This is a genomic window from Achromobacter sp. RTa, from assembly GCF_000757485.1.
In the GTDB taxonomy this organism is placed as follows: Bacteria; Pseudomonadota; Gammaproteobacteria; order Burkholderiales; family Burkholderiaceae_B; genus Achromobacter.
Genome location: NZ_JPYO01000001.1, coordinates 54,127 through 66,577 on the forward strand (window position 1 = coordinate 54,127; position 12,451 = coordinate 66,577).

General features: G+C 66.7%; 14 protein-coding genes. 10 read left to right on the top strand and 4 right to left on the bottom strand.

The features are described from left to right. Nucleotides 1-4 precede the first annotated feature (4 nt). Nucleotides 5-850: a DUF1989 domain-containing protein gene (locus tag JL37_RS00270; protein ID WP_043541188.1), complete on the bottom strand. Its 846-nt coding sequence runs from the start codon at nucleotides 848-850 to the stop codon at nucleotides 5-7. 94 nt (nucleotides 851-944) lie between these two features. After that, the gene (locus JL37_RS00275; RefSeq protein WP_043541189.1) at nucleotides 945-1,868 is read right to left on the bottom strand and encodes a LysR family transcriptional regulator; all 924 of its coding nucleotides are present in this window, start codon (nucleotides 1,866-1,868) and stop codon (nucleotides 945-947) included. Between the two features lie 164 nt (nucleotides 1,869-2,032). Here JL37_RS00275 and JL37_RS00280 point away from each other — a divergent pair, with 164 nt between their 5' ends. Both JL37_RS00280 and JL37_RS00285 read left to right on the top strand, forming a co-directional pair. Then, nucleotides 2,033-2,515: a VOC family protein gene (locus JL37_RS00280; protein ID WP_043541190.1), complete on the top strand. Its 483-nt coding sequence runs from the start codon at nucleotides 2,033-2,035 to the stop codon at nucleotides 2,513-2,515. Nucleotides 2,516-2,533: 18 nt separating this feature from the next. Beyond that, a complete protein-coding gene (locus tag JL37_RS00285) occupies nucleotides 2,534-3,202 on the top strand; it encodes a flavin reductase family protein (RefSeq protein ID WP_043541192.1) in 669 nt (222 codons plus the stop codon). 22 nt (nucleotides 3,203-3,224) lie between these two features. On the opposite strand, the gene JL37_RS00290 is transcribed toward JL37_RS00285, so the two are convergent. After that, entirely contained in the window at nucleotides 3,225-4,157 is a 933-nt protein-coding gene (locus tag JL37_RS00290; RefSeq protein ID WP_081954935.1) for a LysR substrate-binding domain-containing protein, read from the bottom strand. 171 nt (nucleotides 4,158-4,328) lie between these two features. On the opposite strand from JL37_RS00290, the gene JL37_RS00295 reads away from it, so the two are divergent. The 6 genes from JL37_RS00295 to JL37_RS00320 all read left to right on the top strand — a co-directional run bounded on the left by JL37_RS00295 (nucleotide 4,329) and on the right by JL37_RS00320 (nucleotide 9,591). Next, nucleotides 4,329-5,240, top strand: coding sequence for an amino acid ABC transporter substrate-binding protein (locus JL37_RS00295; protein ID WP_043541195.1), 912 nt, complete (start codon nucleotides 4,329-4,331; stop codon nucleotides 5,238-5,240). Between the two features lie 96 nt (nucleotides 5,241-5,336). Further along, nucleotides 5,337-6,086 (top strand): amino acid ABC transporter permease, encoded by a 750-nt coding sequence (locus JL37_RS00300; protein ID WP_043541196.1) that lies wholly within the window; start codon nucleotides 5,337-5,339, stop codon nucleotides 6,084-6,086. A 4-nt stretch (nucleotides 6,087-6,090) separates the two neighbouring features. Continuing rightward, the gene (locus JL37_RS00305; RefSeq protein ID WP_043541197.1) at nucleotides 6,091-6,780 is read left to right on the top strand and encodes an amino acid ABC transporter permease; all 690 of its coding nucleotides are present in this window, start codon (nucleotides 6,091-6,093) and stop codon (nucleotides 6,778-6,780) included. 67 nt (nucleotides 6,781-6,847) lie between these two features. Continuing rightward, nucleotides 6,848-7,582: an amino acid ABC transporter ATP-binding protein gene (locus JL37_RS00310; protein ID WP_043541199.1), complete on the top strand. Its 735-nt coding sequence runs from the start codon at nucleotides 6,848-6,850 to the stop codon at nucleotides 7,580-7,582. A gap of 5 nt (nucleotides 7,583-7,587) precedes the next feature. Next, a complete protein-coding gene (locus JL37_RS00315) occupies nucleotides 7,588-8,643 on the top strand; it encodes a low specificity L-threonine aldolase (RefSeq protein ID WP_043541200.1) in 1,056 nt (351 codons plus the stop codon). Between the two features lie 42 nt (nucleotides 8,644-8,685). Then, on the top strand, nucleotides 8,686-9,591 hold the full coding sequence (locus tag JL37_RS00320) for an EamA family transporter (protein ID WP_043541201.1): 906 nt from the start codon (nucleotides 8,686-8,688) through the stop codon (nucleotides 9,589-9,591). An 85-nt stretch (nucleotides 9,592-9,676) separates the two neighbouring features. On the opposite strand, the gene JL37_RS00325 is transcribed toward JL37_RS00320, so the two are convergent. After that, nucleotides 9,677-9,973, bottom strand: a complete 297-nt coding sequence (locus tag JL37_RS00325) for an acylphosphatase (protein ID WP_043541202.1) — start codon at nucleotides 9,971-9,973, stop codon at nucleotides 9,677-9,679. 161 nt (nucleotides 9,974-10,134) lie between these two features. On the opposite strand from JL37_RS00325, the gene JL37_RS00330 reads away from it, so the two are divergent. Further along, a complete protein-coding gene (locus JL37_RS00330) occupies nucleotides 10,135-11,031 on the top strand; it encodes a phytanoyl-CoA dioxygenase family protein (RefSeq protein WP_043541203.1) in 897 nt (298 codons plus the stop codon). Nucleotides 11,032-11,227: 196 nt separating this feature from the next. Next, nucleotides 11,228-12,391 (top strand): alpha-hydroxy acid oxidase, encoded by a 1,164-nt coding sequence (locus tag JL37_RS00335; protein ID WP_043541204.1) that lies wholly within the window; start codon nucleotides 11,228-11,230, stop codon nucleotides 12,389-12,391. Nucleotides 12,392-12,451: the final 60 nt, after the last annotated feature.

The window sequence follows — 12,451 nt, forward strand, 5'->3', positions numbered from 1 at the left end:
CTCTTTATTTCCACTCGACCTTTTCAGGGTGCAGTCCGTGGACGCCCTTATACGGTGAAACCTCGGGCGGTGTCCAGCCTTGCAGCAGCGCGGGATCCAGCGCGTAGACCTCCACGCCCAGCGGACGGCAGACGTCGATGGGGTCGCGCGCCTCGGGGCCCCACATGGGCACGGAGAGGTCGCCACCCGGGCAGGTGGACAGGGCGCACAGCAGGTCCATTTCGGCGAAGAACTCCAGGTAGTCGCCCGGCTTGGCCGGGCATGCCTTCATGAAGTATTTGTCGTCGTCGTTCAGGCCGGTGACCTGGAACACGTTGAGCACGTCATGGACGTCGAATTCGGTCAGGCCGTGCGGCGCCACCGCGCGCGTCAGGTTCGAGTGGCAGTGGAAGTGGAAATCCTCGCCGCTGAGCAGCTTGTTCACGTACGGGTCGCAACGCGTGCCGAGCAGATCGTGGACGCGGCCGCCATCGCTGTCGACGCCATAGTCGGCGAGCGTGTCGTCGGTGATGGTGACCATGGGCCGCAGGTACGGCAACGTGGACCAGATGCGGTCATGCGTGCTGACGTGCGCCTGTTGCAGCTGGCGGGTGCGCGACGCCCACATGCGCTCGCGCGGGTTGTGCAGGTTCCACATGTTGAAGTCCGCCACCTGGGGGCCTTCCAGGGTCACGATGCGGAACACGTGGCCGGCGGGGACCTTCCAGGCGAAGCCGCTGCGGATGGGAACGACGTGGGATTCGACAAGCTTGCGCTGCGCCGGGTCGGCGATGAGCGTGCGGTAGAAGTCCCGGTCCACATTCAATACCGAACCCTTGCCTACCTGGTACGCCGCGGGGTAATTCGACATGGTCTGCCTCCTGATCCGATCCTGGAATCAACGCCAGGATTGTTGAACAATCATGGGGCAGTATACAGGAGCGAAGCGGGGCGGAAAGGCCTTTTCAAAAGGGTTGCACGGCATTCCCGGAAGCGCTGCAAACCTGCTTGATCGTCTGGCGCAGCCAGCGATGGGCGGGGTCGCCGTCCAGCCGCGGCGGCCAGGCCTGCACGACGGTGACCGGGGCCACGGGAACCGGCACGGCGAACGCCCGCAGCTTCAAGCCCAGGCGCTCCACGCCGGGGATCAGGTCCTTGGGCATGGACGGCAGGATCAGGTCCGAATCGGCCAGCGCGAAGATGGCGGCATGGAACGTGGGAGTGATGAGCGACACGTGACGTTCCAGGCCCTGCTCGGCCAGCGCGGCGTCGATGGGGCCCTGCGAGCGGCCGCGGCGCGATACGCCAATGTGGTCGTAGGCGGCGAAGCGCCGCGGCGTGATTCGTCCGGCGAAGATGGGATGTCCGGCTCGCGCCAGGCCGCAGAAGGCGGTGGTGAAAAGGCGTTGCACCTTGATATCGGCGCCGAACTTTTGCGATGAGCCGATATAGAGGTCCGCGTTTCCGGCCAAGGCATCGCCATCGTCCTCGCCCTCCGAGACGAAGCGCAACACGGTGCGCGGCGCGTAACGGCCAAGATGCTCGCGCAGGCGGCCGCCGTAGCCGCCCACGAACACGTCGTTGGCGCGCAGCGTGAACACGCGCTCCAGGGTGGCCAGATCGACGTCCTGGCTGAATTCCGCGAACACGGCCTGCGCCTGTTCCACCACGCTTTTCACGCGTCCGTGCAGGTCCAGCGCCCGCGGAGTGGGCGCCAGGCCCCGCCCCGATCGGACCAGGACGGGATCGCCCACGGCGCGCCTTATGCGGGCCAGGCTGCGGCTGACGGCCGGCGTGCTGAGGTTGAGGCGCCGCGCCGCGCCGGCGACGCTGCCCTCCTGGATCAGCACGTCCAGGGTCAGCAGCAGGTTGAGATCTAGCGATTTCATGCGGCCAAGCATAGCGCGGGCCGATGAGCGTCCGGGGTTTGGGAGTTGTCCGGCGTGCAATTCTGGATTGCGCATGGCGGCATTCCCCGGCGTCCGGGGCCGCGCCAACATGCGGGTCTGGGCGGCGCGTGGGCGTTCGCCGGACGAGAACCGAGGAGAAAGAAATGGCGCTGGATGTTCTGGAGCTGCATCATCACGCGGTGCGCATGCCGCTGGACAAAGTCGCGGCCATGGGCGCGTTCTATGGAGACGTGCTGGGGTTGGACACCGACAAGGGCCGATGGGAGATTCCGGGCATCGCCGGATACTTCCTGGACATGGGCAACGATTGTCAGATCCATCTGCTGGGCAGCGATGGCCCTTCGCCCTATTCCCAAGGCCCGGGCCGCGATCCTGTGGAAAACCATGTGGCGCTGGCGGTGCGCGACATCGCGGCGTCCGAAGCCGAATTGCAGCGCCTGGGAGTGGAGTACTGGAAGCTGGACAACGTGGCGGCCCCGGAGCTGATGCAGCTGTTCCTGCGCGACCCGGTGGGCAACCTGATCGAGTTGCATCAGATCGGCCGCTGCCGCTGCAAGCGCAGCGACCGCGCATTCGCCGACGCCAAGGCCGCCGAAGGGGCTGCGCCCACGCAGGCGCGGGATTGAGGCGGCCGGAGACAAGCCATGTTCATCGACCTGAATGAGCTGGAGGGCCCGGCCCGCTACAAGCTGCTGACGGCGGCGATCGTGCCGCGGCCCATCGCCTGGATCGTGTCGCGCGATACGCACGGGGCGACGAACGTGGCGCCTTTTTCGTTCTTCAACGTGATGTCCGGCGATCCGCCCCTGATCTGCGTCGGCATCGGCGTGCGCGGCGACGCGCCCAAGGACACCGCGCGCAATATCGCCGAGCGCGGCGAATTCACGGTGAGCCTGGTGTCGGCCCCGCTGGCCGCGCGGATGAATGTCACGGCGGTGGACTTTCCCGCCGGCGTGGACGAGTCGCTGGAAGCGGGGCTCATCCTGTCGCCGTCCCGGCGCATCGGCGTGCCATGGGTGGCGCAGTCTCCGGTGGCGTTCGAATGCCGCGTGCACGAACTGATCCGCATCGATCGTCGCAGCCTGGTGGTGGCGGGCGTGGTTGCCATGCACGTGCGCGACGAGGTCGTGGCCGACAGGAACAACCTGTACCTGGACGGCCCCCGAATGGATCTGCTTGCCCGCCTGCACAACCCGGGCTGGTACTGCCGCCCGCAGGCGGCCTTCCAGATGCCCCAGCTGACGCTGGCGCAATGGGAGGCGCTGAAACTATCGGGCGAGGCCGACAGCTATCTGGAGCAGGATCTCGCGTGAGAGCGCGTGCGTCGGCGCGCTTTCAGCGCGCCGGGCGCGCCTTCAGATCCCCCATCTCTTCCTGCATGAGCTGGTGGGCATAGCGTGAGAACACGCTGACCAGGCGGGTGCGGGTGTGGTACGGGGGATAGAGCAAGGCCACGGTGACCGGCACCGCCGGACTGAACGGGCGCACTTCCACGCCATTGGCTTCGAATTCCTCGCGCGCCGCCAGCGGATTGATAAGGGCCACGCCCAGGCCCGCGCCGACCAGGGCGCAGATGGACGAGCCCAGCCCCGCCTCGGCCACGATCTGTCTTTCTATCTTGGCCGTCTTGAAGACCGCGTCGATTTTCTCGCGCAGGGGCGTACCGCTGGTGAAGGCCACGAACGGCTCGCCCGCGAAGTCGGCGGGCTTGAGCTTCTTCAGCCTGGCCAGGCGATGGCCCTTGGGCACCACCGCCACGCAGCTCATCGTCAGCACCGGTTCCACCTGGATGCCGGGAGAGTCTCCCGACAGCATGGCCAGCCCGGTGTCGCAGAAGCCTGAACTGATCCAGTTATGCACCGTGCTGGCGTTGCCGGAATGGATGGACACCATCACGTCCGGGTATTCCGTCTTGAAGGCGGCGACGATGCGCGCCAGCAGGCCGCCGGCCAGCCGCGGCATGGCGGCCACGCTCAGGCGGCTGGCGCTGAAGGAGCGGATGCTGGCCGCGGCCGACTCCAGGCCAGCCAGGCCGATGAAGGTTTTCTCCACCTCCTGGAAGAAGCGCGACCCATCCTGCGTGGGGGTCAGGCGGCTGCCGTTGCGGTCGAACAAGGGGAACTGGGTGATGGCTTCCAATTGCGCGATTAAGCGGCTAACGTGCGGCTGCGAGGTATGCACGCGCCGCGCGGCGGCCGTCATCGAGCCGGTCATCATGACGGCCCGGAAGGCCTCGATGTGTCGCAAGCCCATCCGTGGAATGGCCATGTCAAATCCGTATAGAGGAATACTCGATTGGAACTGGATAAAACCATACTGCTAGTTGATACTTTTCGCCAACCGCGGGGCTCATCGCGGGACGCGGCGGTTTCCGGCGGGCCAGGAAGCGCCGATCGTGAATATAAGCATGCGCCGCTTGCCCGGCGCCAAGGGAATCAGATGAAAGCACTTGCTGTGATCTCCGTCGCCGCGGCCCTCGTGGGCAGCGCCGCATCCGCTCACGCCGAAGGCCCGAGCCGCCTGGACAAGATCCGGGAATCCGGCGTGATCACCCTCGGCCATCCCGAGACCTCGGTCCCGTTCGCCTACCTGGACGGCAACCAGAAGCCGATCGGCTACACGGTGGAGATCTGCCAGGAGATCGCCCAGTACGTGAAGGCCGCGCTGAAGCTGCCGAAGCTGGACGTGCGCTACAACCCGACCACGTCGGCCACTCGCATCCCGCTGCTGGCCAACGGCACCATCGATCTCGAATGCGGCAACACCACCAACAACCTCGAGCGCCACAAGCTGGTGGCGTTCGCGCCCACCACCTTCGTGGCCCAGGTGGTGCTGGTGGCGCGCAAGGATGGCGGCGTGGACCCCAACAACCTGGAGTCCTTCCGCGGCAAATCCATCGCCGCGCAGGCCGGCGGCCAGACTTTCCGGTTGATCTCGCAGTTGAATGCGAAGGGCAACCTGGGCATCACCATGGCGCCCACCAAGGACACCGCGGAAACCCTCCTGATGGTGGAATCGGGCCGCGCCGCCGGGTCCGCCAACGACGACGGCATTGCCTACGGGGTGGTGGCTTCGGCGAAGAATCCGGACGTGTTCGTGATCGGGAAGAAGGGCCTGGAGGTGGCGCCCTACGGCATCATGGAACCCAAGGACGACCCGGCCTTCAAGAAAGTGGTGGACGACGCGGTACTGGACCTGATCAAGACGGGCAAGGTGGCTGCTATCTACGACAAGTATTTCAATTCGCCGATCCCGCCCAAGCAGATCAACCTGAAATACCCCATGAGCGACGCCTTGAAGCGCGCGCTGGCCAATCCCACCGATTCCGGCGACCCCAAGGTATACGAGTAAGCGGGCGGTCCGCGGAAGGCAGGTCTTTCCGCGGCCCTTGCCGGGGCAAGGGTGCCGGCCGCCGGACGCGGACGGCATCGCCATCGAAGGACGGGTATGAACTACAACTGGAGTTGGGGCGTCTTCCTGGAGATGTCGCCTGATGGCGTGCATACGTTCCTGGAGACGATTCTGATCGGCGTGGGCTGGACCCTCGCACTGGCCCTGACGGCGTGGGTGTTCGCGCTGTTGCTCGGGTCCTGGCTGGGCGTGATGCGCACCGCTCAGTCCCGCCTGATGAATGCGATCGGCGCGACCTACGTGGAGCTGTTCCGCAACGTGCCGCTGCTGGTGCAGATGTTCCTGTGGTATTTCGTGCTGCCCGAGCTGCTGCCGCACGCCTGGGGCCTGGCCATGAAGCAGATGCCGCAGCCTTGGGGCCAGTTCGTGCCGGCCTTGCTGTGCCTGGGCTTCTACGGCTCGGCGCGCGTGGCGGAGCAGCTGCGCGCCGGCATCCAGTCGCTGCCGCGCGGCCAGTTCCAGGCGGGTACCGCGCTGGGCCTGACCGAAGCGCAGGTCTACCGCTACATCATCCTGCCCGAGGCGTTCCGCATCGTGCTGCCCCCGCTGACGTCCGAGTTCATGGGCACGGTCAAGTACTCGTCGGTGGCGCTGACGATAGGCCTGCTCGAACTGACCGGACAGGCGCGTTCGATGGCGGAGTTCAGCTTCCACATCTTCGAGGCGTTTTCCGCCGCCACCGTCATTTACCTGATCCTCAATGGCATCGTGGTCTTCGGCATGCGCATGATCGAACGCCGCGTGGCGGTGCCCGGCCTGATCGGCGCCGCGGCCAAGAGGCCCTAGCATCATGGGCAAATTCGACTTCGATGTGATCGGCAGCGCCCTGCCGTACCTGTTCCAGACGGGCATGACGTTCACGCTGACGCTGACCGCGCTGGCGGCGGTGATGGGGCTGGCGCTCGGCACGCTGCTGGCGATGATGCGGCTGTCGCGCTTCAGGATACTGTCGGTGCCGGCGGGCATCTACGTGAACGTGATGCGTTCGATCCCGCTGCTGCTGGTGATTTTCTGGTTCTACTTCCTGATGCCCTACATCGCCGCCTGGGCGGTGGGGTCGTCCACCCCGCTGCGTATAGGCGCGTTCAATTCGGCGGTGATCACCTTCACGCTATTCGAGGCCGCGTACTTCTGCGAGATCATGCGCGCCGGCATCCAGTCGATCGCGCGCGGCCAGGTGTCGGCCAGCCTCGCCCTGGGGCTGACGTCGTGGCAGGGCATGCGCTACGTGGTGCTGCCGCAGGCGTTCCGCAACATGGTGCCCGCGCTGCTCACGCGCGTCATCATCCTGTTCCAGGACACCTCGCTGGTGTATGTGCTGTCGCTGACCGATTTCCTGGGGGCGGCGGCCAAGATAGGCCAGCGCGACGGCCGCCTGGTGGAGCTCTATCTGTTCGTGGCGGTGGTGTATTTCGTGATCTGCTTCACGGCGTCCCGCCTGGTCAAGCTGCTGGAAAAGCGCACGCGGGTGCTGCGCTAGCCCGCCGTTCCGGTCCTCTCCAAGTTATCCACAGGGTTCAACGATGCAACTTACCCCCAAGCCCCCGATGATCGAGATCAGGCAGGTCAGCAAGTGGTACGGCGCGTTCCAGGTTCTGGACGATTGCTCGACGACCGTCGGCCGCGGCGAAGTCGTGGTGGTATGCGGGCCGTCCGGGTCCGGCAAGTCCACCTTGATCAAGACCGTGAACGCCCTGGAGCCCTTCCAGAAGGGGGACATCGTCGTCAACGGCATTTCGGTGGGCGATCCCCGCACCAACCTGCCCAAGCTGCGCGCCGTGGCAGGCATGGTGTTCCAGCATTTCGAGCTGTTCCCGCATCTGTCGGTGACCGAGAACCTGTGCCTGGGCCAGCTCAAGGTGCTCAAGCGCGGCAAGGACGAGGCCCGCCAGCGCGCGCTGGCCCTGCTGGACCGTGTGGGCCTGTCCGCGCACAAGGACAAGCATCCCGGCGAGCTTTCCGGCGGCCAGCAGCAGCGCGTGGCGATCGCGCGGGCGCTGTCGATGGACCCGGTGGTGATGCTGTTCGACGAGCCGACCTCCGCCCTGGACCCAGAGATGGTGAACGAGGTGCTGGACGTGATGACCGACCTGGCGGGCGACGGCATGACGATGATGGTGGTGACCCATGAAATGGGGTTTGCCCGCCGCGTTGCCGACCGCGTGATTTTCATGGACGGCGGCAAGATCGTGGAGGACTGCGAAAAAGAGCAGTTCTTCGACAACGTAGAGGAACGTGCCCCGCGCACGCGCCAGTTTCTTTCCAAAATCCTGCAGCACTGATAGCCATGACCCAGCGTACCCCCGCCGCCCCGCGCCCGCCCGTAGACTTGCGCAGCGACACCGTCACCCGTCCCACCGAGGCAATGTACGAGCGCATGCGCGCCGCGCCGATCGGTGACGATGGCCTGGACGGCGACCCCAGCGTGCGCGAACTGGAAGCGCAGGTGGCCGCGCGCCTGGGCAAGGAAGCCGGGCTGTTCGTGCCCAGCTGCACCATGGCCAATCTGCTGGCCGTGCTGGCGCAGACGCAGCGCAATGAACAGGTCGTGCTGGAATCGTCGGCCCACATGTACACCTCGGAACGCGGCGCGGCCACGTTCACCGGGCTGTTCTACCTGGGCGTGGCCGGCGCCGACGGCGCGATGGACCTGGGCCGCCTTGAAGACGCGCTGCAAGGCGGAGGACATCGGCTGAAGACCTCGCTGGTGGCGATGGAAACGTCGCACAACAACGCGGGCGGCGCGGTGCTGCCCCTGGACCACATGCAGGCCGTCCACGGCATGGCGCGCGCCGCCGGCGCGGCGGTGCACCTGGATGGCGCCCGCCTGTTCAACGCCGCCGTGGCCTTGGGCGTGGCGCCCGGCGACATCGCGCGCCACGCGGACACGGTGTCGCTGTGCCTGTCCAAGGGCCTGAGCGCGCCCGTGGGCGCCGTGCTGGCGGGCGGCAAGTCCGTCATGGCCAGTGCGCGGGTGCTGCGCCGCATGCTGGGCGGCACTCAGCGCCAGTCGGGCATCATGGCGGCCGCGGGCCTGGAAGGCGTGCAGGCGATGGGCGACCGGCTGGCCGAGGATCACGTCCGCGCCCGCCGGCTGAGCGACGGCGTCAACCGCCTGGCGCCAGCGCTGTCCGCGACCGTGCCCCAGACCAATATCGTGCAGGTGGAGACCGCCGGCACCGGCAAGGGCAATACGCAATGGGTCGCGGCGCTGCAGGCGGCCGGCCTGCTCGTGCGCCCATGGGGCCGCACGCGGCTGCGTTGCGTGACCCACCGCCACATCGGCGATGCGGACATCGACGCGGCCGTGCTCGCCTTCGAAACGGTACTGAACGCAGGCTGATCTGCTCCGTTCCTCGGGGTGCGTCCGATGCGATAATGCCGCATGTCCACGACCCACCTTTCCCGAAAAGACTATCTCTGCGCATTGGCGGTCGTTGTCATCTGGGGTTCGAACTTCGTCGTCATGAAGATCGGCATGCGGGGCCTTTCCCCCATGATGCTCGGCGCCTTGCGGTTCGCCCTGGCGGCCTTTCCCCTGATTCTCTTCGTGCGTCCGCCGAAGTTGCCCTGGCGCTGGATCGCGGCCTACGGCCTGGTGCAAGGCCTGGGCCAGTTCGGGCTGCTTTTCACCGCGCTCAAGTTCGGCATGCCGGCAGGCATGGCTTCGCTGGTCATCCAGACCCAGGCCTTCTTCACGCTGTTGCTGGCGGCGCCCATGCTGCACGAACGCGCCCAGCGGCACCATTGGATTGGGCTGGGCGTGGCCGCCGTGGGATTGGCGGTCATCGCCGGCGGCCGCGGCGAGGGGCCGGGCCAGATGACGATGCTGGGCTTTGCGCTGACCCTCGGCGGCGCTTTCATGTGGGCCGTGTCCAATATCATCGTGCGCCTGGCCAGCCGCAAGGCGCCCGGCTACGACCCTTTCGCCTTCATCGCCTGGAGCAGCGCCGCGCCGGTGCTGCCCTTCCTGCTATTGGCTGTGCTGATCGACGGCTGGGAGCCGGTGGTTGGCATGGTGACCGGCATGGGATGGGGCGAGGCGCTGTCCGTGCTTTACCTGGCGGGGCTGGCGACCTTGCTGGCCTACACCCTGTGGACGCAGTTGCTGACGCGCCATGCGGCGGCCAAGGTTGCGCCGTTCTCGTTGCTGGTGCCGGTGGTGGGCCTGTGGGCGGCTTCCATGGCCTTCGGCGAAAGCCTGCTGCCGCTGCAATGGCTGGGCGCGGCCTGCGTCCTGGCCGGCCTGGTGCTCAACCAGCTGGGCGGGCGCTGGCTGCGCACCCGCTGAGCCGAACGGCCGATCCCGCCGCCGTTCCTTCCGCCGTTTTTCAGCCTATCGGATTACGCCGTTCCGGCGGGACGGCCGGGCGGCCTTACAGCTGCTCGAAGCGGATGTAACGCTTATCCGTGTACTCCCTGCTCGTGGTGACTTCTTTCACGTCGGCGCCGGGCGGGCCGCGCCGCAGCCACTCCAGCATGTGGTCGACCTGGTCGGGCGTGCCCTGCACCACGGCTTCGACCGTGCCGTCCGGCAGATTCTGCACCCAGCCCGTCGCGCCCAGCAGATGGGCGCGGCGGACCGTGGCGTGACGGTAGCCCACGCCCTGCACGACGCCGCTGATGGCGACGCGGACGGTTTCGATGTGGGGGGCGGATTTGGGGTCTTGCATGCGGTTTCCTTCGGATGATGCGCCGCCTCTGGCGATATGCGTAGGCGGTATTGGCTACGGCGGATGATCTATAGGCCCGATGGGCATCGAAGCGATACGTTAGAGCTCATGTCAAAACGTGCCAACGGGAACACCCGCTACCAGAGCTTGGAGAAGCCATTATGGAAGAGACCAGTTTGTTGTCGGAAGTAGAGACAGCGCGCTACAGGGAACAAGGGTACCTGGCCCTGAAAGACATGTGCCCGCAAGACGAGGTGGGTTACATCCGCAGGACGCTGATGGATCTGTTCGCCAACAAGACCGGCTACAACGAGGGTGCGCAGTACGACTTCGTCAGCCGCGACGATCCGTCCAAGCCGGCCAAGTTTCCCAGTTTGCACGATCCGCGCCATTATGCCCCGGGCCTGCTGAAGACCACCTATCACGAGCGCACCCTGGAGCTGGCCCGCCAGCTGCTGGGCGAGGATGCCGCCCTCTACGGCGAGCACGCCCTGCTCAAGCCCGGCCCCCATGGCCCCGAGACGCCGTGGCACCAGGACGAGGCGTTCCGATCGCCGGACTTCGTCTATAACGAGCTGAGCATCTGGCTGGCGCTGCAGCCGGCCACGATCGAGAACGGCTGCATGCAGTTCATCCCCGGCTCGAACAAATGGGACGTGCTGGAGCACCGTTCGCCGGGCGGGGACAAGAGCCTGCATCCGCTGGAGTGCTGCGGCGACTTTCCGCGCGAGCAGGCCGTGCCCGAGCCGCTGGAGCCGGGCGGCATCACGGTGCACGACGCCCGGACCCTGCACTTCACCGGTCCCAACACTTCGCAGTCGCCGCGCCTGGCCTACATCCTCATCTACAACACGCCGCCGGTCTACAAGCCCGGGCGCCGCGAGTTTCCGTGGCTGGAAGGGCGCTGGACCGACAGCCAGACCCGCAAGAAGCAATGGCATAAGCGCGGCGGCCTGGCCGTGGACGTGATGCGCCGCCTGCCGGCCGCGAGGCTGACCAGCCCGCGCTGGGTGGCGTGGGCCACGATCCGGGCCGTAACGAAGGTCTGGCCGCGATAGGGGGCGCGGGGGCCGGAAGAGCCCTTGCGGCAGGGGGGCGACCGAGGCCGGCAAGCGACGCTTGCCGGCCTCGGCGCGTATACTGAGCGGCGCCGCGGGCTTGGAGCCCGGCGGCGCCCCGAGGCCGCCCGCAGCTGGTGGCCGGGATCCAAAAATAAAGATCGCAGCCGCCCCTCCACTCTCCATAGACCACTCCATGACCGCTAACCTTTCTACGATCACCTGCATCGAAGATTTGCGCGCCGTTGCGCAGAAACGCGTGCCGCGCATGTTCTACGACTACGCGGATTCCGGCGCCTGGACCGAAGGCACCTATCGGGCCAACGAGAGCGATTTCCAGAAGATCAAGTTGCGTCAGCGCGTGGCGGTGAACATGGAAGGCCGGTCGCTGCGCACCACCATGGTGGGCCAGGACGTGATCATGCCGCTGGCCATTTCGCCCACGGGCCTGACCGGCATGCAGCATGCCGACGGGGAAATCCTGGCGGCCAAGGCGGCTGCGGACTTCGGCGTGCCCTTCACGCTGTCCACGATGAGCATCTGCTCCCTGGAAGACGTGGCGGCCGCGACCCGCAGGCCTTTCTGGTTCCAGCTCTACGTGATGCGCGACCGCGAATTCGTGGGCAATCTCATCGACCGCGCCAAGGCCGCCGGCTGCTCGGCGCTGGTGCTCACGCTGGACCTGCAGATCCTGGGCCAGCGCCACAAGGACATCAAGAACGGCCTGTCGACGCCGCCCAAGCCCACCCTGCGCAATCTCATCAACCTGGCGACCAAGCCGCGCTGGTGCATGGGCATGCTGGGCACCAAGCGGCGCACCTTCGGCAACATCGTCGGCCACGCCAAGGGCGTGAGCGACCTGTCGTCGCTGTCTTCCTGGACGGCCGAGCAATTCGACCCGCGCCTGAGCTGGGACGACGTCGAATGGATCAAGCAGCGCTGGGGCGGCAAGCTCATCATCAAGGGCATCCTGGACGTCGAGGACGCGCAACTGGCTGCCAACAGCGGCGCCGATGCGCTGATCGTCAGCAACCACGGCGGGCGCCAGCTGGACGGCGCCATGTCCTCCATCGCCGCCCTGCCCTCGATCGCCGACGCCGTGGGCGACAAGATCGAGGTGTGGATGGACGGCGGCATCCGTTCGGGCCAGGACATCCTGAAGGCCGTGGCGCTGGGCGCGCGCGGCACGATGATCGGCCGCGCGTTCCTGTACGGCCTGGGCGCCTACGGCCAGGACGGCGTGAGGCGCGTGCTGGAGATCCTGTACAAGGAAATGGACACGACCATGGCGCTGTGCGGCCGCCGTTCCATCGAGCCCGGGGACCGCAGCATCCTGCTGCCGGGAACCTACCCGACGTAATGCGCGTGGCGTACGCCACGATCCTGGATCAACGCTGAAAACGGCGCGCGCCTGTGGAAA